At 70.6% G+C, this 25,452-nt stretch carries 14 protein-coding genes; 5 read left to right on the top strand and 9 right to left on the bottom strand.

Annotated elements, in window-relative coordinates; all coding sequences use genetic code 11:
- Window positions 1–65: 65 nt before the first annotated feature.
- The gene (locus tag ACFQW8_RS08160; RefSeq protein ID WP_380086498.1) at window positions 66–1,064 is read right to left on the bottom strand and encodes a helix-turn-helix transcriptional regulator; all 999 of its coding nucleotides are present in this window, start codon (window positions 1,062–1,064) and stop codon (window positions 66–68) included.
- 106 nt (window positions 1,065–1,170) lie between these two features.
- Here ACFQW8_RS08160 and ACFQW8_RS08155 point away from each other — a divergent pair, with 106 nt between their 5' ends.
- Window positions 1,171–1,860: an alpha/beta fold hydrolase gene (locus tag ACFQW8_RS08155; protein ID WP_380086497.1), complete on the top strand. Its 690-nt coding sequence runs from the start codon at window positions 1,171–1,173 to the stop codon at window positions 1,858–1,860.
- Window positions 1,861–1,870: 10 nt separating this feature from the next.
- Here the strand turns inward: ACFQW8_RS08155 and ACFQW8_RS08150 are convergent, their stop codons facing one another.
- On the bottom strand, window positions 1,871–1,996 hold the full coding sequence (locus tag ACFQW8_RS08150; RefSeq protein WP_380086496.1) for a hypothetical protein: 126 nt from the start codon (window positions 1,994–1,996) through the stop codon (window positions 1,871–1,873).
- A gap of 14 nt (window positions 1,997–2,010) precedes the next feature.
- On the opposite strand from ACFQW8_RS08150, the gene ACFQW8_RS08145 reads away from it, so the two are divergent.
- The 3 genes from ACFQW8_RS08145 (at window position 2,011) to ACFQW8_RS08135 (ending at window position 4,081) form a co-directional block, all read left to right on the top strand.
- Window positions 2,011–2,193, top strand: a complete 183-nt coding sequence (locus ACFQW8_RS08145; RefSeq protein WP_380086495.1) for a DUF2000 family protein — start codon at window positions 2,011–2,013, stop codon at window positions 2,191–2,193.
- A gap of 127 nt (window positions 2,194–2,320) precedes the next feature.
- On the top strand, window positions 2,321–2,899 hold the full coding sequence (locus ACFQW8_RS08140) for a PadR family transcriptional regulator (RefSeq protein WP_380086494.1): 579 nt from the start codon (window positions 2,321–2,323) through the stop codon (window positions 2,897–2,899).
- A 90-nt stretch (window positions 2,900–2,989) separates the two neighbouring features.
- On the top strand, window positions 2,990–4,081 hold the full coding sequence (locus ACFQW8_RS08135) for an inositol-3-phosphate synthase (protein ID WP_380086493.1): 1,092 nt from the start codon (window positions 2,990–2,992) through the stop codon (window positions 4,079–4,081).
- Between the two features lie 97 nt (window positions 4,082–4,178).
- Here ACFQW8_RS08135 and ACFQW8_RS08130 read toward each other — a convergent pair whose 3' ends face one another.
- The 4 genes from ACFQW8_RS08130 to ACFQW8_RS08115 form a co-directional block, all read right to left on the bottom strand.
- Entirely contained in the window at window positions 4,179–4,913 is a 735-nt protein-coding gene (locus ACFQW8_RS08130; protein WP_380086492.1) for a hypothetical protein, read from the bottom strand.
- Between the two features lie 130 nt (window positions 4,914–5,043).
- Window positions 5,044–5,514, bottom strand: coding sequence for a hypothetical protein (locus ACFQW8_RS08125; RefSeq protein ID WP_380086491.1), 471 nt, complete (start codon window positions 5,512–5,514; stop codon window positions 5,044–5,046).
- The gene (locus ACFQW8_RS08120) at window positions 5,514–9,542 is read right to left on the bottom strand and encodes a golvesin C-terminal-like domain-containing protein (RefSeq protein ID WP_380086490.1); all 4,029 of its coding nucleotides are present in this window, start codon (window positions 9,540–9,542) and stop codon (window positions 5,514–5,516) included. The genes ACFQW8_RS08125 and ACFQW8_RS08120 overlap by 1 nt, the downstream gene beginning before the upstream one ends.
- Before the next feature lie 221 nt (window positions 9,543–9,763).
- Window positions 9,764–9,886 carry a hypothetical protein gene (locus ACFQW8_RS08115; RefSeq protein WP_380086489.1) on the bottom strand — a complete coding sequence of 41 codons (123 nt, stop codon included), beginning with the start codon at window positions 9,884–9,886 and terminating at the stop codon, window positions 9,764–9,766.
- 38 nt (window positions 9,887–9,924) lie between these two features.
- On the opposite strand from ACFQW8_RS08115, the gene ACFQW8_RS08110 reads away from it, so the two are divergent.
- On the top strand, window positions 9,925–10,140 hold the full coding sequence (locus ACFQW8_RS08110) for a biotin/lipoyl-binding carrier protein (protein WP_380086488.1): 216 nt from the start codon (window positions 9,925–9,927) through the stop codon (window positions 10,138–10,140).
- Between the two features lie 21 nt (window positions 10,141–10,161).
- Here ACFQW8_RS08110 and ACFQW8_RS08105 read toward each other — a convergent pair whose 3' ends face one another.
- The 3 genes from ACFQW8_RS08105 to ACFQW8_RS08095 form a co-directional block, all read right to left on the bottom strand.
- Window positions 10,162–16,536, bottom strand: a complete 6,375-nt coding sequence (locus ACFQW8_RS08105) for an Ig-like domain-containing protein (protein WP_380086487.1) — start codon at window positions 16,534–16,536, stop codon at window positions 10,162–10,164.
- A 112-nt stretch (window positions 16,537–16,648) separates the two neighbouring features.
- Window positions 16,649–23,032 carry an Ig-like domain-containing protein gene (locus ACFQW8_RS08100; protein ID WP_380086486.1) on the bottom strand — a complete coding sequence of 2,128 codons (6,384 nt, stop codon included), beginning with the start codon at window positions 23,030–23,032 and terminating at the stop codon, window positions 16,649–16,651.
- A complete protein-coding gene (locus tag ACFQW8_RS08095; RefSeq protein WP_380086485.1) occupies window positions 23,029–25,443 on the bottom strand; it encodes a transglutaminase domain-containing protein in 2,415 nt (804 codons plus the stop codon). Before ACFQW8_RS08095 ends, ACFQW8_RS08100 begins: the two co-directional genes overlap by 4 nt.
- Between the last annotated feature and the right edge of the window lie 9 nt (window positions 25,444–25,452).

Genomic DNA, 25,452 nt, shown 5'->3' with positions numbered 1-25,452 from the left:
GGAGCACCTCATCCAGTATGCCGTCCCGAACCTGGGTGCGACGTTCAGGAAATCCCACCCCGTGCTCAGGTGGTGGGTCCCACCGCGGCCTGCAGCTGCGTGGCGACGGACCGCATCGTGTCGACCAGCTCGGGCCCACCCTCGACCCGCAGGGGCAGGGGGATGCGGGCGAGCCACTCCCTGGCATACATGGTCGGGTTGCTCGTGCTGCCCAGGAGGACACAACCATCGGTATGCCGTTCGAGGGCTCCCATGGCCGGGTGCACCCAGCGCCGTGCCTCCTCGGGGGGCACCTCGAACACGACCCGTGTCTCGAACTCCCAGCCGATGCCGAGGTGCTTCTCGAGCGAGGCGACGGGGTCGAGGTCGGCCGGTGGCGTGAAGCTGACGTCGAGACCGACCACCTCACGGATCCGGTCGATCCGGTAGGTGCGCACCGCGTCGGCCCGGTGGGAGCGGCACAGGAGGTACCAGCGCGTGTGGCGCACGACGACGGCCCACGGGTCGGTGACGTCCTGCCAGGTCGAACCCGACTCGCTCGCATAGGTGATGCGGACCTGTCGGCGGCCGGCGCTCGCAGCCACGAGAGCGCTCGTCGTCGCCGGGTCGGGGCGGCTCGGGTGGCGATCCGGTGTGGCGCAGGCGTGCTCACGCAACGCTGTCGCCTCGCGGCTCGCGGCCCGGGGCAGGGCACGGACCACCTTGTCGAGAGCGGAGCCGACGGCATCGACCTCGCCGTCGACCCCGGTGGCGCTCGCCGCGCTGGGGTGGCTGTCGATGACCGCCATGACCAGGCTGAGCGCCTCGGTCTCGGTGAAGACGACGGGGGCGAGGGCCGCACCGCGCCCCAGGGTGTAGCCGCCGTGCGGACCGCGCGTCGAGACGACCGGTATGCCCGCCTCGCGCAGGATCGCGATGTGGCGGCGCGTCGCCCGCTCGGTCACTCCCAACCGACGGGCCAGCTCTCCGGCGGTGACCCCGGGCCGGTTCTGCAGCACCTCGAGGGTGCGCAGGGCGCGGGCCGTCGGGCTCATCTCCGATGACGGGACGGACGCGGAAGGCACGACGAGAACGATGGCACGCCACACGGCATACCGGAAGTGTTTCGTCCGCAACGCGTCCTACGGTGGTCGGAACCGAGCACGACACCCGACCCAAGGAGACCCGACCATGCACATCGTCCTCATCGGCGGACTCTGGCTCGACGGCACCGCGTGGGACGCAGTCGTCCCCGAGCTCACCCGACTCGGACACACCCCGGTCGCAGTGACGCTGCCCGGACAGGGGACGGGCGATGCGTCGGCCACTCTGGAGGACCAAGTCGCCGCCGTGATCGCCGCGGTCGACGCTGCTCCGGAGGGCGCGGTCGTCGTGGGTCACTCTGCGGCGTGCAGTCTGGCGTGGCTTGCCGCCGACGCACGACCCGAGAAGGTCGCGTCGGTCGTCTTCATCGGGGGGTTCCCCGAGGAGGACGGGGCGACCTATGCCGACTTCTTCGAGCCGGTCGACGGACTCATGGAGTTCCCGGGGTGGGAGAAGTTCGAGGGACCCGACTCGGACGACATGGACGACGAGCTCAAGGCCCGCTTCCTCTCCGAGGCCCACGGTGTGCCCGTCGGGGTCACCCGCGGAGTCGTGCACCTGCGGGACGAGCGACGGTTCGCCCTTCCGTCGGTGCTCGTCTGCCCAGAGTTCTCGCCGGACCAGGCCAAGGAATGGATCGATGGTGGCGACACCCCCGAGCTCGCCAAGATCGAGCACCTCGAGCTCGTGGACATCGACTCCGGTCACTGGCCGATGTTCACCCAGCCCGCTCGCCTGGCCCGGCTCCTCGCCGACGCGGCACCCTCGGCCGGCTGACCGGCCCGCGTCAGCCGGGCGCGACAACGGGGTTGTGCACGTGCTCGAAGACGACGGACGTCCGGGCATCGGCGACCTCCTTGCGGCCCGTCAACGCGTCGAGCACGAAGTCCTGGAGCGCGGCCGTCGAGGCCAACCCTCGAACGGGCGGTGTCGCGCGGGGCCACCCCGGCCGTGTTCACCGAGCAGCTGTTCGCGACGGGTCACGACCAGGCGAACCGCGCCGCCGTGGCTGCCGTGCCGCGCGCCGAGCTCGCCCTCACCGGGCTGGCCTTCCGCACCGAGCGCCGTGACGCCGACAAGATCACCAAGGGGCTGAGCCTGCACCCCTGACACCGGGTACGGATGTGCCATGGGTGCGGTGGATGTATCGCGGCGATATAACCATCGGGTACAGTCCTGCTGACAAGGTCGGAGTTTGTCACCATCTGTGACGCGACGTGAGCAGGAGGTGCCCAGCATGAGCAAGCGATCCGAGCTGCTCGACTTCGCGCTCCTCGGCCTCCTCCACGAAGGCCCTGCCCACGGCTACCAGCTGCGTCAGCGCCTCAACGACGCCCTCGGCGCCTTCCGCGCGTTGTCCTACGGGACGCTCTACCCGGCCCTGTCCGGACTGCTCGACCGCGGCCTCATCGCCCAGTCGACCGCTGCGGGCAAGCCCGTGACCGCGGGCAAGTCCGCGGGACGCAACCGGATCGTCTACGAGATCACCGCTGCCGGCAAGGAGACGTTCGAGGACGCCGCCCGACGCATCGACACCGCGGCCTACGAGGACGACGGCTTCGGGGTGCGCCTGGCCTTCTTCGCCCGGACCGAGGCCGACGTCCGCCTCCGCATCCTCGAGGGGCGTCGCTCGCGGGTCGAGGAGCAGCTCGAGATCGTCCGGTCCAACTCCAGTCGGAGCCGTGAGCGCCTGGACTCCTGGACCGCCGCCCTCCAGCGCCACGGCGAGGAGGGCACCGAACGCGAGGTGCGCTGGCTCACCGAGCTCATCGACGCCGAGCGACGGCACCCCACAGACCCGGGCCCGCAGCCCTAGACCGGTCACGGACCAGCTGGACAGCAAGACCAACCGAGCCACACGGCATACGCCGATTGACGGCCACCCAAGAAGAAGGAGAACACCACCATGGGTTCGATTCGCGTCGCCATCGTCGGCGTCGGCAACTGTGCGAGCAGCCTCGTACAGGGAGTCGAGTACTACAAGGACGCAGACCCCACCGCCGCGGTGCCCGGTCTCATGCACGTCGAGTTCGGCGAGTACCACGTCAAGGACGTCGAGTTCGTCGCGGCGTTCGACGTCGACGACAAGAAGGTCGGCAAGGACCTCGCCGAGGCGATCAACGCCTCCGAGAACAACACCATCAAGATCGCCGACGTCCCCACCACGGGTGTCGAGGTCCAGCGGGGTCACACCCTCGACGGCATCGGCAAGTACTACGCCCAGACCATCGAGCTGTCGGGCGCCGACCCGGTCGACGTCGTCCAGGCCCTCAAGGACGCCAAGGTCGACGTGCTCGTGTCCTACCTCCCGGTCGGCTCCGAGCAGGCCGACAAGTTCTATGCGCAGTGCGCCATCGACGCCAAGGTCGCGTTCGTCAACGCCCTGCCCGTCTTCATCGCCTCCGACCCCGAGTGGGCCAAGAAGTTCGAGGACGCCGGCGTCCCGGTCATCGGCGACGACATCAAGAGCCAGGTCGGCGCGACCATCACCCACCGCGTCATGGCCAAGCTCTTCGAGGACCGCGGCGTCACGCTCGACCGCACCTACCAGCTCAACGTCGGCGGCAACATGGACTTCAAGAACATGCTCGAGCGCGAGCGCCTCGAGTCCAAGAAGGTCTCCAAGACGCAGGCGGTCACGTCGAACCTCACCGGTTCGCTCGCCGGTCTGACCGACAGCCGCAACGTGCACATCGGCCCGTCGGACTACGTCGCGTGGCTCGACGACCGCAAGTGGGCCTACGTGCGTCTCGAGGGTCGCGCCTTCGGTGACGTGCCGCTGAACCTCGAGTACAAGCTCGAGGTCTGGGACTCCCCCAACTCGGCCGGCATCATCATCGACGCCATCCGTGCGGCGAAGATCGCCAAGGACCGCGGCGTCGGTGGCGCCCTGCTGTCCGCGTCGTCCTACCTCATGAAGTCCCCGCCGGAGCAGCGTCCCGACGACCTGGGTCGCGAGAAGCTCGAGGCGTTCATCGCCGGCACCGAGGAGCGCTGACCGCTCTCCTCACTCGACCCGAGTTCGTCCCGCTCGACCCGACCTGCCAGGTCGGGTCGAGCGGCCGTTCATCGGGTCGCCCGACCCTGCGCCGGGCTCAGGGGGCGAGGAGGACGACCGCGTCGGTCGTCGAGGTGCAGCGCACGGGTGCCCCGCCGTCGCAGGAGAGGGAGTACCACTTCTCGGTGACCGGGCTCCAGGCGCGAAGGGTCGTCGCACCTTCGGGTGTTCCCGCCGTGCGGTAGGCGTCGCGGACCGAGGCAGCGAACTCGCACGAGGTCCGGTCGGTCGCGGCGTAGGCCTGGGCGACGGCGTCGCTCCCACTCACGGAGCAGCTCCGTGCCGCGGCAGGGAGGTCCACGCCCGGTGCTGAGGACCTCTCAGGAGGAAATGGAGTCCGGGTCGTCGACGGACGTGCGTCGGGGGCGACAGGAGATGTGGCGGAAGGGCCCCGGCCCTCTTGCCTGGAGGTTGCGGAGGGCGTGGCGCCCACGGCCACCGACGGCTCCGGTGCGCCCGAACCGAACAGGCGAGTCAGCGCGAACGTGCCGATGAGCGTCAGCACCACGAACGTCGCGACCATCGCGAGGACCGAGCCGCGCGAGTGTCCGGTGGTGGGCGTGGAGAAGGGCTCTGCCTGGGCCGGCCGGGCAGCCTGCTCCGATGGAGGAGCCGACTGCTGCCGCGGGAGGGCTGCCGTCCTCGAGAGGCCCGGCACCGAGGGCAGGTCCGTCCCGACACCGAGGACCGACCCGAGCTCGACCCGCGTGCCGCAGCGCTGGCAGTAGGCGGCGTCGTGGTGCAGGTCGGCTCCGCAGGAGCGGCAGTCCATGGTGAGTCCTTCGTGCTGGGGGCGTTTCCGGGCAATTCGACCCACCACGGTAATGGCCTCCTCGCGACCCGGACGAACCGAGGAACGGCCCCTGGGACGCACGCGGGCGGCATACCGGCGCCGTTGAGCGTCACTCCCTGAGGCGGACGGTCTCGTCCGCGGGCGCCACGGCAGCCAGGTCCGCAGGGCACGGGGCATCGGCCACCTCGGTCTCCCCCGAGCCTGGCGCGATGCGGTAGGAGAGGCAGAGGCGAGCGACGAAGCTCTCGTACGACAGTCCGCCCCCCGTCTCAGAGGTGGCGGTCATCGCCCCGGTGACAGTCACACCCTCACCGTCGGGCCGGGGCGTGAGCGGCAGGTCCGGGAGGGCCGCTCGCACCGCCTCGAGCTGGGCCTCCCCGGAGCTGCCGCGACCGGCACCGGCCAGGTCCTCGCGAAGCGTCTCGGCCATGGCGCGCACCCTCGTGACCGACCCCTCCCGGGCCTGCTCCCGTGTGCTCGTGCACCCGGTCAGGACGAGGAGCGCGAGCACGGCGACGCCGGCCACGAGCGGCGTGCTCGTGGCCGGCGTCCGATGGTGCGCCCGGTCGGGTCGACCCACTACAGACCCAGCAGCCGCAGCGTCGTGTTCATCGACGTGGCGTAGTGGCCGTGCCCGTCGATCTTGGGGTGGAACGACTGCTGCGAGGGACTCGCACCCGAGGACTCGCCGGGGGTCTTGTTCCACGGGGCGACGATTCCGTGCACCGTCTCGGGGTTGCCGCAGACGGCCTTCCCGGCGAAGGGCACGCTCGGGTTCGAGAACCGGACAAAGGTCTTGCCCGCGGCGGCGTTGGCTCGGTCGACGGCTTCCTGCATGTGCACGAGCAGCAGGTCACCCATCGAGTTCAGCCAGGGCGCCTCACCCGTCCCCACGCCGACCACGCACTGTCCGTCGCCCTCGAAGAGCTTCGGGTAGCCCATGAGCAGGACCTTGGCGTTGGGCGCCTTCTTGCGCACCTCGGCGAGCACCGTGACCAGCGAGTCCTCCACCTTGCCCTTGATGAGCGCGGGGATCTCCTCACCGGCCGGCACCGTGCTGTCGGGCAGCTGCGCGTCCTGGCACAGCTTCAGGCCCGCCAGGAAGATGCACTCGGCGATGACGTCCGCGAACCTCGAGTCGTTGCCTCCGATGGAGAACGTGACCAGGGTCGTGTCGGCATCGAGGAAACCCTTGTCCAGCTGGGAGAGCTCGCCGTACTGACCGCGACCGGTCTGGCCCCAGGCGTTCGTCGGCTTCGTCGCGCCCGCCGTGTGATACGGGAGGAGCTGCTCCGACTGCGCCCCGGAGCAGGCGATGAGGTGGTGCTCGACCTGCGAGCTCCGTGCATCGCTGAGCGCTCCGATGGTGCCGGAGGTCCCGGCGATGGTGGCCCGGCGGGACCACGTCTGGGTGGAGCGATGGCAGGCGTTCTGCGACTGGGGGTCGCTGCCGTTGTTGTCGCTGTCGGTGTAGTAGTTCGCACCGTCCACGGACGACCCACCCTCGCCCGAGGAGTAGGAGTCACCCATCGAGACGACGATGTTCGACGGCTTCGCGGACAGGGGCTGGAAGGCGACCGCGTCGAACGCGATGTCCTCGTTCTCGATCGGCTTGACGCCGTCATCGCCGTCGTAGGTGTTGCTCACGAGGCGCACTTTGGGCGTGCCGCTGAAGGGGAACGAGCCCAGGGACACCCACTTGTTGGCCATCGTGCGCTGGAGGAGGACCCGGGTGCGCGTGCCGTTGCCCAGGTCCACCTCGTAGCGGGCCTGCTGCGTATGCGCACCGTGGTCGGGCATGTGGACGAAGACGCGGGCCCACTGGGTGAGGGAGCGGTTGAGCGTCCAGGTGCCGGTGACGTTCATCGACCCGCCACGCAGGTTGGGGGTGCGGGTGTGGGCGTACCAGAAGTGGCCGCTGAACCCGGCACCGAGCTGCTGCAGGTCTGTCTTGGACGGGTACTCGCCGTTCGCGTCGGCCGCGAAGTTCAGCGAGAAGGTGCCCTGGTTGGTGTGCGGACGAGCACAGCCCGGCCTCACGATCGGCACGGAGTCGGCCTGGTCGTCGATGACGAGCGCGCCCGAGGGAAGCCCGGTGAGGCCACAGTTCGGCGGGTAGGCCGTGCCGTCCTCCTGGTAGGCGTAGCCCGGGCTGAAGCGCAGCAGGGCGTTGCCGCAGCTGTAGCTGCAGTCCGACTTCCACGTGCTCGCCGAGTGGGCCCAGCACTTGAGGTCGTACTGTCCCGCACTGTTCTTGTGAGCACATGGGCCGGCCGGCTCACCCAGGACCTCGGGCGCGTTCGGGGTGTACTTCGCTCCGGGGACGCAGTTGTTGGCGCTCGTGCAGAACTGGGTGACCGGCGGCTTGACGGCCGCCCGGTTGGCCGGGCCCGAGGTCTCGTCGCCGTTCCACCATGCCGAGCGGTAGCCGGCGACCAGCGTTCCGGGCGACTCGAGGATCTCGACGGGGTGACCGGCCCATCCCATGACCTTCTCGGGGTAGGGCCACTGCTGCGGGTTGCGCGCGTCCTCATAGGTGTACTCGAGGAAGGGCTGGCGGTTCGCGGGGTACTTCGGGTTGGCCGGGTTGTTGAGCCAGCCCACACCCCAGGCGCCACCGTTGGCCGACGCGGTCGACTGGGGGTAGAAGCCGGAGTTGTAGGCCCACACGGCATAGAACCAGTTCTCGATCTTGGAGACGTCACCGTTGTTGATGGTGAGCCCGGCGGCGCGGGTCTGGTTCCACTTGTCCTGGAGGATTCGCAGCCCGCCGGCGACGTTCGCGGCGAAGTCGAGGCCGGCAGCTCGCTGGGTGTTGTAGGGCAGCGCGGTCTCGCCGGGCTTGGTCCGGCCGGCAAGCCGCATGCCGTCGGTGATCTGGGTGACTCCGTAGCCACAGTCGGCGTCGGTGAAGTCGATGTCCCAGTCATTGGCCGAGGACGAGTCGTAGATCTGGAGCCCGTAGTAGTTGCCGATGAGCGGGTTGCCCGTGACGCCCGGAATGACGCTGCCGGGGGCCATCCACATGTTCGACTCCTGGGCGATGATCGCCAGGAAGACCTGCGAGGGCACTGCGCCACCCCCGGACAGGGTTCGCGGCGGGAAGATGCCCTGCGGGGTGTATGCAGCCATACCGAGGTTCTTCCAGTTGGCCGGCCGCGAGGTGGTGAGCGTCCCGCTCACCGCCTGGTTGACCGCCCACTCGACCTGTCGGGGCTTGGGCTGCATGGCCTGGTTGCGGACGTCGTTGCGCGCGACGGAGCAGTAGCGCTCCGCCTCGACCGGGTCGGTCGGCGAGCCGGCCGCCATGATCCTGGCACCGGACGTGTCGTCCGCGGCCCTGACGCGCAGAGCGGGGTGCGGCTTCTCCGCCGCGATGGTGGTGCGCGAGGACGGGGTGACGACGAAGGTCGGCCGGGCTCCGGTCACCCGGACGGTGGTGCGGATCTGCACCGGACGCTGGAGCTGGGTCGGGTCGTCTCCGCTGCCCCGGGGTGACTTCCCGGAGGCCTGGACCGAGTCGATGTTCAGCGCGCCGGTGCTCGAGACGGTGGTGCGTGAGGTGCTGCCCTCGAGCTTCGAGATGCCGGACGGCAGGGCGACCTCGGGGGTCACCTCGCCCGTGAGGAACACCCTGCCGGACGGCGTGCGCGTGATCCCGACCTTGTCCAGCGGACCGCTCGCGAGCACCGCTGGGACGACCCGCTTGCCCGCCAGTCCGGCGGCGGAGACCCGGTGGTAGGTGGCCGTCGCGTCCTGCCGGTCGAGGAAGACCACGCCCCCGTCGGCGTCCGGGGTGAGCTGGAACGGACCGCTGCGGCCGACCGCGACGATGCGGCGGGTCCCCTTGGCGTCGACGCTGACGAGCGCATTGGCATCTGCCGCGACGATGGCGTTGCCCACGGGGACGGCCGAGGTGAGCTCGCCGGGCACCTGCACCGGCGCTGCCACCTTGCCCGTGCGCGCGTCGATCTTCAGGACCCGGGTCTGGCCGCCGGTGGACCCGGCCCCGTCCTTCGCGTCCTCGCGGAACTGGGTGACCAGGGCAGTGGACCCGGTGCCGCACGACGGTGAGAAGTAGGCGAGCGAGCTGGTCACCGGAAGCTTGGTCACGGCGCCGTCGCTCAGCCGCACGACGGCGACGAACCCGCCGCGGTCGAAGAGCTCAGCCTTGTTGGTCGCCACTCGGGGCGCATAGGTGACGACGATGGAACGGGCGTCACCGGTCATGCAGGCGTTGCCGATCCAGGCGTCGGCCTCGACCCCCGGCTCGGCCAGGGTCGCCAGGGTGCGCCAGGCATAACCGTCCTTGGCGTCGGCCGCCAGGACGTGGAACCCCTTGCCGTCGCCCGAGGTGGTCCACGCCGTGTCGCCCGAGGTGCGGTGACCCGAACCCAGGACCTTGTTGCGATCGTCGCTGGGGACGGCGACCTGACCGTCGTTGGGCACCTGCTGTGGTCGCCCGGCGACGGTGGACCCTGCAGGCGCCGTGCGCTCGCGTGGGTCGGGGGAGGCCGACGCCGGGACGGAGGCGGCTCCGAACGTGGACGTGACGAGCGCCGCCGCGGTTGCGGCGACCACGAGACGGGAGCGCATAGTGAGGCGCATGACTGGCCCTTTCGCGAGCGAGTTCGGAGGACTCCGATGGCGTCAGCATGGCGATGGCACGGCAGTCAGGGGTAGGTGTGGCGCCCCCAGACACATAGCCTCGGCGCGTTCGGGATAACCCGACGCGCACGGGTCGTCGCTCACCCTGCCAACGTGAGCGGACGGCATACGACCGGTCCTTTCCGGGTATGCCGACTGCTCACCACTGCGCGGTCGTGGACTCAGCAGGCCTTGTTGCTCGTCTCGTAGTGAACGGCCTCCCGGCTGAAGACGTTGCCCTGCACGACGGAGTCGACGACGTTGCCGTCTGCGATCTGCGAAACGGCTGCGAGTGGGCGGCGCAAGGAAGGGTTACCGGTGCGTAGTGGATACGGTCGCGGGTATGCCGCACCACGTCGTCTCCGACCTCGTCGCCAATGTCCTGTCCATCGCAGTTCGCGTGGGTGACCCCGTCGAGGTGGGCGCCGAGATCGCGCTGCTCGAGTCGATGAAGATGGAGATCCCCGTCCTCACCGAGCAGGCTGGCACCGTCTCGGAGGTCAAGGTCGAGGTCGGTGACGTCGTCCAGGAGGGCGACATCCTCGCGATCATCGGGTGATCTGCCGGAGGAACGCCCGGGCTACCACCTTGTCGACAGCCTGAAGTCCTTGCCCTGACCGATGAACCTGATGTTGAGCGCGGTGCCGTACTTGCGGACGTAGTAGTAGCCGTCCCACGTTCCGTTGCCACCCGGGCCCACCTGCAGGGGCGTTGCCGTGTCGAAGTTCCCCGGCTCTGAGCTGTGGTTGAAGATCACGTTGTAGGTGCCGGGCTTGAAACCGCTCACGGAGAACTGGACGCAAGGCTGACCGCTCGGGCCCGAACAGCCGCGCTTCTCGCTGGAGCCGGTGATCTCGGGGTTGAAGGGCTCGTCAATGGTCCTCGCCTCGCGGGGTCCGGCGGCATCGCTCCAGCTCGTCGGGGTCGCGTGCGCCCGGACCTCGAGCTTGTGGGTCTCCGAGTAGCCGAAGGTCTGGCTGTGGCTCTGCCGGTTGTCCGGCGCGCGCCAGCCACGACCGTCGAACGTCCGGATCTGCACGTTGTCGATGGGACGACCGTTGGTGCGCAGGTCCCAGCGCCAGACGATCGTGCGTCCGTTGACCTCGGCGGTGAGGTTGTTGGGTGCCAGGGTCGGGCCGTAGGGCTGGACCTGCCCGCTCGTCGCCTCGCTGGACTCGCGGCCACCGGTGTTGACCGTCTTGGCCTTGATCGTCAGCGGGTCGATGCCCATGTTGGGCACGGTGAACGTCACGGTCGAGCCCGGCGAGCACCCGCACGAGTGCGTGCCCGACTTGCCGCCCCCGCGCCAGCGGATGGCCTGGAAGGCACCCGCGCGTGGCTGGCCGACCTGCACGTGGACGACGACGGACTTGTCGGCACGCGGGGTCTCCGCCTGCACGCTGGGGTCGGACGGGACGCCGATCGAGGTGTAGGTCCACGTGTCGCCCTTGGGGGACTCGAGGTCGGCGCCGTTGGTCGCGGTGACGGTGTAGCCGTAGCGACGACCGTCGTAGGGGATGCTGTCGGCCAGGGTGCGGGTCTGGGCACCGACCCGTCCGATCTGCGTCCAGCCACCCCCTTCCACGTTGCGATAGATCGTGTAGTGCTTGAGCGGAGGACCGTTGGGGTCGGTCTGCTGGTTCCACGACACCGTGATCGACTCGGAGTCGAACCCGGCGCCCGGACCGCGGGTGGCGCCGTTGATCCCGGTCACGGCTGACGGGGTGCCCGCGGACTGCATCTGGACGGCGGGTCCGAAGGGTCCGGCGCCCGCGCCGTTCCAGGCCTGGACGGCGACGGAGTACGGCGTGTTGTTGGTGAGCCCACCGGCCGTCGCGCTCGTCGCACCACCGGCCACCTGGACGGTGCGCGGCGCGGAGCCCGAGCTCGTCGGGATGAGGCGGACGACGTACTTGCTGATCGCGGACCCCTTGTTGGGGGCAGGCGACCAGGCGATGTTGAGAGTCCCGTCACCGCGGGAGACCATCCGCACGCCGGAGGTCGCCTCGGGCTTGGTGTCGGGACGGACGACGTTGCTCGGCGCGCTCGGCGGGCTGTCACCGATCGCGTTCCTGGCCATGACGGTGAAGGTGTAGTCCTTGCCGTTGGTCAGGCCGGTGACCGTGCACGGCGATGACGTGCAGTCGAGCGTCCCCGAGCTGCCACCGGTCCACCTGACGGTGTAGCGGGAGATGGTGACGCCACCGTCATAGCTGGGCGCCACCCACGACACCCGAGCCTGACCGCCGGCGATGCGGTCGGCGACGGCACTCACCCCGGTCGGCGCGATCGGCTTGCCGCGCATCGTCACGGTGACGCGCCCCGCGGCCCGTCGGCCGGGGCCGTCGGAGACCGAGAGCGAGATGGTGGCGGTGGGGCTCGGCTGTGACGTGGCACGCAGCGTCAGGGTGCAGCCGCTGCGGGAGACCTCGATGCCGGTGCCGCTCTCGAGCGCTGCGGCCTCGATGGAGCAGGACGGCTTCTCGAGCGGCGAGTCGAGATAGCGACTCACCTCGATCGACTCCGACTCACCCTCGTTGAGGCCGTCGACCCTGATCGGACGCATGCGCGGCGGGCCGAGCGCAGCCGCGGCGGCAGCGGCCGCGCCACCAGCTGCGGCAGCTGCCTCGGCAGCGGCACGCTCGGCCTCGGAGTCGCCCGGGCGGCCGAGGACGCGCACCGGGAACTTCACGGGCGGCATACCGTCCGACGTCACGGTGACCGAACCGGTCCCGGACGGGGCACGCTCGTCGGCCTTCAACGTCACGAGCCGACCGCCGGTCTCGGCCTGCTCGAGGTCGGCGCCCTTGGCCTGCGGGTCCCACTTCGCCTCGAAGCGGACCTCGTCGAGGTTCATGCCGACGGGCAGCCAGGCGCGGCAGTAGGTGGGGATGTCGACCTCGCGCGCGCGGCCGCCGGCGGCCAGGACCAGCGGCGCGTCCGGGCAGCGCAGCAGCGGCACCTTGGGTCCGACCTGGACGGGGATCGACACGTATGCCGTCCGCGCGTCCTTGTCGTCGGCGTTCTCCTGGTCGCTCACCTCGAGCATGAGCGCCCCGGGGCCGATGTAGCCACCGCGCGAGGCGAGGGTGATCTCGTCGCGTCCCTCGGCGGAGGCCGAGACCGCCTGCGCGGGCGAGGCCGAGACGGTCGCTGCCGCGGTGATGCTGATGGCCTTGCCGCGGGGGGACTTCACGTGGTCGGACAGCTTGACCGTCTTGGTCGAGTCCTTGTCCATCTCGATGAGGGTGCCCTCGACGACGAACGGGGCCGCGTTGCTGCCGGAGGGGACATAGATGAGCGCGAGGGCGCGGGCCTGGTCGTCGTCCTCGATGACGTAGGGCACGGTCTGCGGGTGGTCGAGCAGGGTGACGCGGACCTTGCCGTCCTCGATCCTGCCCTGCGGAGAGAGCACCTCGACGATCTTGAGGGTGGCCGGGTCGGAGTCGATGTCGGTGTCGTTGGCGAGCACGTCCACGAGCGACGTCGGCTCACCCGGGGTGGCCTTGGCGACGTCGTCCTGGGCGATCGGCGGGTTGATGTGTCCCTTGACGCCACGCACGAGGACGGTCGTGCGCGACGGGTCGAAGATGCCGTTGTCGATGCCGTAGACGAACTCGTGCGTCGGGGCGTCGGGCTGCGGCGCGACCGTCGTGATGGTGCTGTCGTCCTCGTCGACGGTCCACTGCTTCTGGACGTCGCCGAGGTTGAGGTCCTTGTAGTCCATGCGCACGGCGTCACCGCGGGCGATGAGGTCGTTGCGCAGCACGTGGGCGGTGACGCGCTTGCCCGGGGCGGCGACGACCTCGTCCTCGACGGCGACGGGGGGCTGCGGGTCGCCGGGGCGGACCACACCCACCCGGACGAACGCCTGGCTCGTCGCGCCGAAGCGGTCCTGGACCTCGTAGCGGATGAGCTCGGTGCCTGCGGCGTTGGGGTAGCCCTCGTAGCGGATCGTCGACGGACCGACGGACACGACCCGACCGAAGGTGAGGTCGAGGGCGTCCGCGTCCTTGCCGACGATCCCGCGCATCGTCACCGTGTCACCGTCGGGGTCGACGCCGGTGGACGGGATCGTCAGGGTGACCGACTCGCCAGCGGTCACGGACCCGGAGAAGCTGCGCGCGACGGGCGCCTGGTTGGGCGACGCCCTGGTCGGGAGGGGGTTGACGGTGACCGTGAGACGACCGGTCTTGGCACGTTCGGGCGAGCCCTCGGCATACGCGGCGTACTCGATGACCACGTCCTTGGGCGCCTTGAGGGCCTTGAGCTCGGGCACGTAGCGGATGAGGTTGCCGGAGGCGAACGCCCGCGGCTCGCCGCCGCTGATGACCTTGACGCTGCCGGGGTCGAGGACCAACGGGATGCCGTCAGCCATCGTGTCGTTGTCGAGCACGCTGACCGAGACGCTGTCGCCCTCGCGCACCGTGGAACGGTCGTCCTCCACCGTCGGGGACGCGCCGGGCAGGGGTGGGCGCTGGACGACGTTGATGCGTCCGGTCGTGCGCTTGACGCCGTCGCTGATGACGTACTCGACCGTGCCCTGGCGGCTGCCCTCGCCACTGATCGGCGACGGTTCGAGGGCCTCGATGCGCACCCACCGACCCTGGTAGATCGTCGGCCGCAGCCACGTGTTGTCGCCGTCCACCTTGGCGCTCTGGGTGACGACGACGTCGGCCCGAGGGCTGTAGTCGTTGGCGAGGACGTCGACGATCGTCGGTGACTGGTCGCGCAGCGTCGCACCGTCCGGCACGGCCACCGGGGGCGCCTCCGGGTCGGCGGGCTGCACGACGTCGATGCGGATCCGGCCGGGAGCCACGGTGCCACCGGACTGCGCGGCATACGCCAGCTCGGTCGTCCCCAGCCCGTTGGGGGTGATGGTGACGACGCCGGTCGTGAGGTTGGAGTCGACGTCGAGCGGCCCCGACGCGGCGACCTCGCCCGCGAGCCGCATGCGCGCGTCGGGGTCGCCGGGGTCGGCGCCCGGGATGTCGTTGCCGAGCGGCTCGAGCTGCACCGGCTTGCCGAGGACGGCACGGACGACGTCCGGCTGGGTCTTGGGCGGCACGGCGTTGGGCTGCGCGAGGTCGAGGACGGTGAGGTTGACCTCGCCCTTGGTGCTCTGGCGGCCGTCGTTGACCGCGTAGGCCACCGTGGCGGGTCCGGGCTTGACCGGCGCCGTGACCCCGATCCGGCTCTGCCCGTCGATGACGCTCGTCGGGTCGACCGAGTCCACGGTCAGCGGGTCGTTCTCACCGTCGCGCCAGTCACCGAGGACGGAGGCGGCGACGCGACCACCCGAGACCACGGGGTAGGTCGTCCTGGCGAGCTGGGCTCCGCCCTCACGCAGCTTCGGCGGGGTGTTGACCTCGTCACCGACGACCGTGAGGACGACCTTGGCGGTGCCCTTCTCCTTGGCCTTGCCGTTGCTCACCTTGTAGGAGAACGTGATCGTCGACGCGGACGGGGTGGCCGGGACGTTGACGTCGACCGTCTGCCCGTCGCTGGACACGGTGGCGGACACGTCGGAGGCGCTCGGCGCCGTGAGGTCCTTGGGGTCGATCGCGAGGATGGAGCCCTTGGCGTCGGTGTCGTTGTCGAGCGGGTGGATCTTGCTCGTGCGACCCGGTCGGACGCGCAGGTTGTCGGGCATCGCCTTGGGCGGCTGGCTCACCTGCTGGTCGTCGACGACGTTCTCGTCCTTCTTGTCGTTGTCGTCGTCCTTCTTGGTCGGCGGGATGAGCGCGTCCCAGTTGTCGATCTTCTGCTTCGTCGAGTCGAGGTCCCAGACGTCACCGGTGTCGAGCTGGTTGAGGACGATGTGACCGCGGTTGACGCGCAGGGCGACCCCGTCACGGACGACGGCCTTGCCGCCACCGGCGAGCGTCCCGGCCGCCACCGCGTCGACGCGACCGCAGTTGGCGCCATAGAAGACGTTGCCCGTCTCGGCCCAGGCCGCATGGAGGCAGCCACGCAGGACGACGGGCCGGGTCACGAGCGGTGGCTCGACGGAGCGGTTGGCCTGCTCCTGGATCTGGACGCCCCCGACCCCGTCACCCCCGCTGAGCTTCACGGGTCGGGCGGCGGCGATGTTGGCGACGACCACCGAGTCGGCGGGCGGTCCGGGCTGCTGCAGTGCGGCGTATGCCGGACCGTCACCGAGCGCTGCACCCGCACTCACCGGCTCGTCACGTCCCTCGACGTGGAGCTCGTCCTTTGTAGGGTCGTAGAGCACCCAGGTGTCCCCCACCGCCGTGATGTCGAGGAGTGGAGCCCGCACGCCCGTCGTGACGGTGACGGGCTTGGCGAGCTCTTGGCCGCGGGGTGTGATGGTGACGACCCGGCCGGTCGAGCCGGAGGCGGCGATGACGGTGCCGGAGAGGTCGACGGCCACGGAGGCGTTGCCGCCTATCGTGGCCAGCGGCTTGGAGGTCGAGCTGATGGCCTGGAGCGAGTCGATCCCGTCACGGGTGTCGACGCGCTGGGCCCAGACCTTGCCAGTCCTGGGGTCGACGGTGGCGATGGTCCCACCGCGCAGGTCGACGGTCGGTGGGGCGAAGATGCCGGCGTCGCTCGAGGGCCGCACCGGGGCGGAGGCGCCGGACTCCTCGGAGGTCGCCGTGCGGACGTCGATGGGCAGGAGCGTGTTGCCGGTGGCGATGCCGACGACGGCTGCGCCGTCCTGGAGGATGTCGACCTTGGACCCGTCCGCGAGCGCGGTCGAGACTCCGGCGTCGAGCTGGCGGGCCTGGGTGTTGAGCCGGCCGAACTTGGCCTGCGCCGAGGACGAGACCCAGACACCGCCGTCGCCGACCTCGGCCTCGTGGACGGTGGAGCCCTGGCTGGTCACGGCGGCATACGCCAGCATCGAGGCAGCGATGGCGACGACACCGACGGAGGCGACCCCTCGGCGTCCGCGCGGCGTCCCCGCGACCCGGCGTGTTGTCCGTTTCATGACCTTGCCTCACTCACCGGCGTCGATGAGTGTCCCCTTCCCTCCGACGAAGCATCCCACGCGGTGCGGCGTCGGGGGATGGGGAGCACTCCCCCCGCGAATCGAGCCATGGCTACCAGTTCACCCAGTCTGACGTGCCGGTCTGCCCATTCACGGTCGCGACGATCCGGATCCGGTTGTTGCTGTTCTGGGCGAAGATGCACCATCCTTCGACCGTCCCGCTGCCGGTGCTCGTGAACGAGTACGGGCCGAGGGCAGACCGTCCGTCCTCACAGGTGTAGGAGCCTCCGCCGGACGGGAACTGGGAGTAGTCGAACCTGACCCGCGGACAACCCGGGGAGACGCGGCATGACCCCACACCATCGGAGTCGATGTAGTTCGCGCCAGGACGAAGGTTCGTCACCTGGGGCTTCGGTGGCGGTGGCGGGTTGTCGGTCCTGCGGGTCATGGTCAGGGTCGGTGACTCTCCGCCCTCGGAGAAGGCGGTGATGCGGATGGTGAGGTCCTGCGCCCAGCCGCCGCTCGCGGAGATCGAGGTGATCGGACCCCCGTCGTGCGAGGCAGCACCTGTGACGCGCACCCGGGTGATGGGGCGGCCGTTGGTCGGGAGGTTCCAGTTGTAGGTCACGCTCTGCCCCGACGTCGACCCGCCGTTCTCAGTGGGCTGGGGAGTGGCTCCGTAGGGCTGGACCGAGTTGCTGCGCGCCGGGTTGGACGTGCGCGTCCCGTTGCTGGTCGTCACGGTGAACGACTGGTCCACCGTGCGCAGCTGACTGGTCGTGATCGTCACCGTGCCGCCCGCGGGGCAGGACCCGCAGGAGTACGTGCCGCTGCGGCCGTCGGACGACGCCCACTGCACCGACTGGAAGCCACCGGCGCGAGGCTGGCCGAGGTTGACGGTGAGCCGGGCCCGCTCGTCGTTGGTCGGCGTCGCGGCCGTGACCTCGGGGTCGGACGGGATGCCGATCGAGGTGAACGACTCGACGTTGCTGTTGGGTGACTCCTTGTCGGCGCCGTTGGTCTGGGTCACGACGTAGTCGTAGGTGCGCCCGTCATAGGTGACCTGGTCGGTCGCCGACGTCGTGGTGGCGGGTGTCGTCCTGAGGACCGCCCACGCGCCCCCGTTGACTCGTCGCTTGACGGTGAAGCTCTTCGTCGGTGGCCCGTTGGGCGACGTGGCGTTCCAGTCGAGGGTGATCGCCGCGAGGTCCTTGTTGGCCCCCGGGCCGTCGGGCGTCGCCTTGAGGCTCGCCGGCGGGAGCGGCGTGCCGGCCGACTGCATCGTCACCGCCGGGCCGAACGGTCCAGGGCCCGCCTCGTTGTAGGCCTGGGCGGCCACGGAGTACTGGGCCATGTTGTTGAGACCGGTCACCGTGGTCGTGGTGGCGGGCGCCGCCACCTCTGCGGTGCGGGCTGCACCACCGCCGTCGGGGATGAGCCGCACGAGGTACTTGGAGACGGGTGATCCCTTGTTCTCGGGCGGGGTCCACCGGATCGTCAGCGAGCCGTCGTCACGGCCGGCCATCGTCACGCCCGACACCGCCCCCGGCTTGGTGTCCGGACGAGCAGCGGTGCTGGGTCCACCCGGGTCGCCCTCGCCGACGACGTTGGTCGCGGTGACGGTGAAGAAGTAGTCCTTGCCGTTGGTGAGGCCGGCGATGGTGCAGGGCGACGCCGTGCAGTCCTGGGTGCCCGAGGACCCCCCGGTCCACTTCGCGGTGTAGGTGCGGATGGGCGCGCCACCGTCGTATGCCGGTGCTGACCAGCTCACTCGGGCCCGGCCACCCGCATCGCGATCCGCCTGTGCCGCAACCGCCGTCGGGGCGCCCGGTCGACCGAGCATCGTGACGTTGACGGCACCGTTGGCGGTGCGTCCCGGTGCGTCGGACACGCTGATGATGATGCGACCACTCGGACTTGGCTTCGGCCCGGCGGACACGGTGAGGGTGCACCCGCTGCGGGTCACGGTGAGTCCCTGACCACTCGTCACCGACGCGGCGTCGACGGAGCACTTGGCGTCCTGGAGCGGTGAATCGAGGTAGGAGCGGACGTCGACCTCCTGGCTCTCACCCTCCTGGAGCCCGTTGACGGAGATCGGACGCAGCCGTGGCGGGGGAATCGGGGCGACGACCGGCTCAGCGGCGCTGACCTGCTCGGGTGGCCGACCCACGACGGTGACGTTGACCTTGGCCGCGATGTCGGACCCCTCGACACCCACGCGGAGCACGCCCTTGCCCGACCGGGCATCCGAGCCAGCACTCACCGTGAGGATGCGCTCGCCCGTGCCGCTGCGCTCGAGGCGGACGTCGGACGCCTCGCGCTCCCAGTCGGAGGTGAAGACGATGTCGTCCATGGACATGCCCACCGGCAGCCAGACCCGGCACAGCGTGGGGAGGTCGAGCGACCGAGGCAGACCACCCGCAAGGACGGTCACGGCAGCGGCCGGGCAGCGCAGGAGCGGGACCCTGGGTCCGATCTGCACGGGCACCGAGACGTAGGCGGTGTGGACGTCCTTCTGGTCGTCGGTCATCTGGTCGGTGACCTCGAACATCACCGACGCCGGCCCGACGTAGCCCCCGGACGACGTCAGCGTGAGGTTGCCGTCGCTGTCGGCGGTGAGGCGCAGGTTGCGCGAGGGCGCGGTCGAGATGGTGCTGGCGGACGTGATGCCCAGGGTGCGGGCTTGCGGCGACTTCACGTAGTCCCCGAGCGCGACCGTCCTGGTCGCGTCCTTGTCCATCTCGATGAGGGCGCCCTCGACGACGAAGGGTGTGCCGCCCGACCCTCGTGGGACATGGATGACGGCCATCGCCCGGGCCTCGTCCTCGTCCTCGATGACGTAGGGCACGGTGTGCGGGTGGTCGAGGACCGTGACCGAGACCTTGCCACCCTGGAGCTTGGCGTTCGGCGAGAGGACGTCGACGATCCGCAGCGTCCCCGGGTCCGAGTCGATGTCAGTGTCGTTGGCCAGCGCGTCGACGATCGTGGCGAGCTCGCCCTGCTTGGGCTTGGCGACGTCGTCGGTGGCCGTCGGTGGGTTGACCCAGTCCTGCTGGCCACGCACGAGGAGGCTCGCGCGGGACGGGTCGAAGAGGCCGTTGGTGATGCCATAGACGAAGTCGTGGACCGGGGCGCCCTCCTCCGGGACCTTGGTCGACACGGTCTGCTCGTCGCCATCGACCTTCCACTGGGACTTCTCCGAGTCCGGGTTGAGCTCCTCGTGCTCGAGCTCGACCGAGTCACCGCGGGCGATGAGGTCGTTGGCCGTCACCGGCACCGTGACGGTCTTGCCGGGCGCGGCGGTCACCGAGTCGTCGATGGCCACCGGTGGCTGCGCATCACCCGGAGCGACGACGCCGATGCGGACGAACGCCCTGCTGACGCCACCGAAGCGGTCGACGACCTCGTAGTTGATGACCTCGGTGCCGGACGCCGTCGGGAAGGACTCGTAGCGGATCGTCGACGGCCCGGTGGAGACCACGCGTCCGAGGCTGAGGTTGACCGGCCCGCCGTCGGTGCCGACGACCCCGGTGACACCGACGGTGTCACCGTCGGGGTCGACCCCCGACGTGGGCACCGTGATCGTGAGCGGGTCTCCAGCCGTCACGGACGACGAGAAGCTGCGTGCCACGGGCACCTGGTTGGGGGCGGCCGTCGTCGGGAGCGGGGTGACGCGGATGGTGATGCGGCCCGTCTGGGCGCGCTGCGGCATACCCTCCGGATAGGCGGCGTACTCCACGGTGACCGGCTGCTCGGTCTTGAGCCCCTTGGCCCACGGGACGAAGCGCACGACGTTGCCGGAGGCGAACGCGGTCTGCTCGACGCCCTCGCCCAGGACCTTGACGCTGTTGGGGTCGATCTTGAGCGGTATGCCGTCCGCCATCGTGTCGTTGTCGAGCACCGGCACAGCGACGGTGTCGCCCTCACGCACGACCGCCTTGTCGTCCTCGACCACCGGGTTGAGGTCGAGCGCCGGCTTCTGGGTCACGGTGACCTCACCGGTCGCGCGCTTGGACCCGTCGCTCACGGTGTAGCGCAGGGTGCCACGACGCGTCGCGTCGGCGGCAGCACCCGCGGGCTCGAGCGCGACCACCCGGATCCAGCGGCCTTGGTAGATCGAGGCCTGGAGCCACGAGTCGTCGCCGCTCGCCCCGGTCGCGCCCTGGGTGACGAGGACGTCGGCGCGTGGGCTGTAGTCGTTGGCGAGCGGGTCGATGAGCGTCGGCGACTGGTCGCGCAGCGTCGCGGTGTCACCGACGGCCACGGGGGGCGCGTCCGGGTCCGCCGCCTCGATGACGTCGACGCGGATGCGGCCCGGAGTGACGCCGCCACCGACCTGCGCGCCGTAGGAGAGCTCGAAGGTGCCCGGGCCCGAGGGGGTGATGGTGACGAGGTTGGTGTCGAGGTTGGTGTCGACGACGAGGGCGCCCGTCGCCCGGACCTCGCCGGCAAGGTGCATCGGGTCGTCGGGGTCGCTCGGGTCGGCTCCGGCGATGTCGTTGCCGAGGGGCTCGATCTGCAGCGACTTGCCGACGACTCCGCGGATGACGTCGGGCTGGGTCACCGGCGGTCGGGCCCGGGTCTCGGTGAGGGCGATCACCTCGACGGGGACCGTGCCCTTGGTGCGGCCACCCCGGCCGTCGTCGGTGACGTAGCCGATCTGCGCCTTGCCGGCCGTCGGTGGCGCGAGGTAGGCGAGACGTCCCTGACCGTCGATGCTCAGCGAGTCGTCCTCGACCGTGGCGATGACCGGGTCGGACTCGGGGTCGCGCCAGTCGGCGATGACCGGGACCGCGAGGCGCTTGCCGGCCAGGACGGGGTATGCCGTCCTGGCCAGCTTGGCCTGCCCCTCACGGAGGAAGGGGGCGTTGTTGGTGCTCTGCTGGGCGATGCTCACCTTGACCGCCGCGCGCGCCTTGGCCTTGACCTTGCCGTTGCCGACGAGATAGGTGAACTGGAAGGGAGCAGTCGCGTCGGCGGGAACGGTGACGTCGATGCTCTGGCCGTCGGCCGAGACCGATGCGCGGATGTCCTGGTTGGACGTCGCGCTCACGTCACGCGGGTCGATGGCGAGGACGGAACCCGCCGCGTCGGTGTCGTTGTCGAGGACGTGGAGCTTGCTCGTGCGCCCCGGTCGGACGGTCAGGTTGTCCGGCTTCGCCGTCGGCGGCTGCTGCGCGACGGCGTCGTCGACGAGGTTCTTGTCCTTCTTCTTGTTGTCCTCGTCGCGCTGCGGTGGCGGGATGAGGGCGTCCCAGTTGTCGATCTTCTGCTGGTTGCGCTGGACGTCCCAGGCCGAGCCGTTGTCGAGGTCGTTGAGGACGAGGACGCCACGGTTGACGCGGAAGGCGACCCCGTCGCGCAGGGGGGTCTCGCTGACGTTGTCGATGGTCCCCGTCGGGACCGGCTGCTCGCGTCCGCAGTTGGCGGCGTAGAAGACCTTGCCCACCTCGGACCAGGCGCCGTGGACGCAGCCGGCCAGGACGACGGGGTGCGCCGGTAGCGGGACGCCGCCACTGCGGTTGACCTGTTCGGCGATCTCGATGCCGCCGGTCGGTGCGGCGCCGTCGAGGCGGACCATCCGCAGCCCGGATCCCGCGGACACGGCCACCGCTTCGGCGCGCGGACCGGGGAGCTGCACCGCGGCATTCGCTCGCTCGCCCGGTGCCGCAGCGAAACCGGCCGGAACGCCCTCGGTCCGACCGCTGCTGTGCACGGCATCGTGCTCGGGGTCATAGATGGCCCAGGCCGGGCCCATGGCCGTCACCTGCAGGAGGCTGCCAGTGGCACCGCTCTTCTCGGTGACGGGCTTGGTGAAGGCGCGACCGGCCGGGCGAATCGTCGTCACCGTGCCCTTGCCACCGGAGGCGACGTGGATGGCACCGTCTTCACCGACGGCGAGGACCGCGTCGGCGCCGACGGTGGCCAACGGCTTGGCGCCCGTGCCGAGGCCGGCGAGGTTGTCGATGCCGCCGCGGGGGTCGACGCGCTGGGCCCAGACCTTGCCGGTCTTGGGATCGACGGCGGCGACGGTGCCGCCACGCAGGTCGACGAGGGTCGCTGCGATGCGACCGGGCTCGCGCGCGGGGACGCCTGGTGCCGTCGCGGTCTCCTCACGGAACAGGGCCGTCCGCACGTCGATCGGCTGCAGCTGGGCGGTCGCCTTGGACCACGCGATGACTGCGGCACCGTCCTGGAGGACGTCGATGCCGGAGCCCGGTGCGACGTCGGCCGCGACACCGGCGTCGAGCTGCGACGCCGCCTTGTTGAGCCGACCGAACTTGGCCTGGACGTCGGAGGTGATCCAGACGCCACCGTCACCGACGTCGGCCTCGTGCACCGTGGCCCCTTGGGACGTCACGGCGGCGTAGCCCAGGGTCCCCGCCGCCAGCACGACGACGAGGGTCGACGCGATCCGGGCACGGCGTCCGCTCGGCCCGCGGCGCATCTTGCGCTGCGCACGGGTCGAGCCGGTCGGACGGCGCGAGAGTCTCACGCGGTGCCTTCCGCTCCGCGGGCGCGGCGGATCGAGGGCAGGGTCGGCAGTCGCCGCCCGTCCGTGCGCTTGCGCCGGTCCCGCTCGAGGAGGGGGCGGAGGTCGAAGTCGGAACGCACCCGGCGCCACCTCGAGACCGACCCCCGCAGCTCGCGCCGGACGAGGTCGGCGTCGGCGAGCAGGGCGGTCGCGACCTCGGGCTCGGGATCACCGGGACCGAAGACGGCCAGGTTGGCACCGGTCGCGATGGGCTCCGCCGCCACGCTCTCGGGGAAGGCGGTCGCCTGCTCGAGCCGGGTGGCGCCCCGCGGCACGACGATGCCCAGGCTGCGCGCGTCGGTGACGAGGTCGCGCCAGACCCACGCCGCGCGGGACGGGGTGGGGCCGGTGCTCGCGTGCCGGCGCCGTCGGCGAGATTTGAGCCAGCGGATGACGACGTATGCCGTCAGCGCCAGGAGGAGGGGCAGCACCAGTGCGAGGACGAGGAGCTTGAGCCAGAGCGGCCAGGCGCTGATGTCGAGCGGGTTGCGCTTCTTCTTCTTGATGTCCGTGGCGTTCTGCGCCTGGTCCGGCCCCTGCAGCACCGACGGGGGGTTCACCCCTGCGGGCGGCGGCACTTGGGCGCCGACCTTCTGCTCCTCGGACTTGAGCTGCTGCTCGTTCGGCTTCTTGTTGCGGTCGGGCAGGAAGGTCGAGGGCAGCAGGGCGTGCCACGTGCCGTTGTCCTCCTGGACCTCGACCCAGGCGTGCACGTCCTTGCCCTTGACGGCCCCGTCGGAGGCGGGAATCGCCCCCATGACGACTCGGGTCGGGATGCCGAGCCGGTTGCCGGCGAGGGCGAGGGTCGCGGCGTACTGCTCGTCGTTGCCGGCGAGCTGGGTCGAGCCGACGAAGCGGCCGAGCCGGCCGAGGGCGTGCCCGGGGAGGTAGACCTTCTCGTAGGAGTTGGCCGTGCCACCGTCGGTGTAGGCGCCGTCCTGCGTCATCGTCTTGGCGACCGCCGCGAACTTCTCCCACGGGCTGCCGGCCTGACCGGTCCAGGCGTCGAGCTTGGCGTCGAGGAAGCTCGTGTCCTCGGCGACCTGGCCGCCGCTCGCGACGTCGAGCTCCTTGGGGAGCTTGTCGGACCAGGTCCTGGGGTCGACGACCGCGTCGAAGCTGTAGGTGTCGCCGGGCTGCACCAGGGCCGGGACGACCGCCGTCTCGGTCGCGGTGTTGAGCCACAGGGCGTCGGCGAGGTCGTCGCTGCGGGTGCCGGTGAAGCGCACCCCGGTCGTCGAGCCGGCGATCGGCAGCCAGGCGCCCTGGTAGCCGCCCTCCGGGACGGTCACCGTGGCCGTCACCGGATCGCCGGTGCTGCGGGGCGCGATTCTCGAACCCACCTGCTGGAAGGGCGTGCCGTCCATCGCCCGGTCGGCGGCGCCCCAGACGAGGCCGTCGTAGTTGTCGAGCGTGGCGAAGCGCAGGGGTGCGCCCTGGGGCAGACCGGTGACCCTGAGGATCTCGGTGTCGTAGAGGTCGGCCGAGTTGGGCTCGGTGTAGCGCCGGAAGCCCGAGAGGGGGCTCGTGAACTGGGCGACGTCGTAGGGCGGGGTGAGCTCGGTGCGGACGACGGCGCGAGCGGACCCCTCGTCGGTGCCCGGCAGGAACTGCCCCAGGAAGGAGCCCGCGAGCGCGGCGACGACGAGCAGGGCGACGCTGGTGATGGTGCGTGCCTGGCGCCCCGCGCCGTTCTGCATGGCGGCTCGGGTGCGTGCGGCCCGGGCGACGAGCCAGAGGATGAGGACGAGGGCGAAGAGGACACCCTGCACGAGCTTGGCCGCCGGTTGCTGCGTGCCGAGGGCGATGCTCCCGATGAGCAGGATGACGGGGGCGAGCGCCGCGGCTCCGACGTTGGCGAACCGGCGGGCGACGCCATAGGTCGCGGCCGACCCGAGGAGTCCGGTGAGCCACGGCAGCGCCACGAGCGGCCCGCGCGCGTCAACCGGAGGCAGGAGCGTCAGCCACTCCTTCCATCCGGTGACCGGTGTGACGGCGAGGTCCTGGAAGGTCTGCACGGAAGGCAGGACTCCGCCGATGAGGTCGCCCCGCACCGCCACGGGCCCCCCGAGGACGAAGTGGGTGACGACGAGGACGAGGGCCGTGATGATGAGAGGCCACGACCGCACGTGGGCCACGTGAGCGACGAGAGTGCCGATGACGACACCGGCGCCCGCAGCCAGCACCCACTCCCAGCCGATGAAGCCGGTCCGGAAGCCCACGAGGGCGATCGTGACCAGAGCGAGGGCGAAGGCGAGGTCGACGAGCGAGTCGCGCGACGGCATACCGAAGATCGAAGGACGGTCGGCGGCCTGGCGCGTGACGCGCTCGCCCGCGCGGGACCGCCGGCTGGCGGTGGCGTCGATGCTCATGCGGGGTCC

Origin of the sequence: Knoellia altitudinis (assembly GCF_042666355.1) — a bacterium.
In the GTDB taxonomy this organism is placed as follows: domain Bacteria; phylum Actinomycetota; class Actinomycetes; order Actinomycetales; family Dermatophilaceae; genus Knoellia; species Knoellia altitudinis.
The sequence above is the reverse complement of the archived record's forward strand: the minus strand, read 5'-3'. Positions and strand labels throughout refer to the sequence as shown.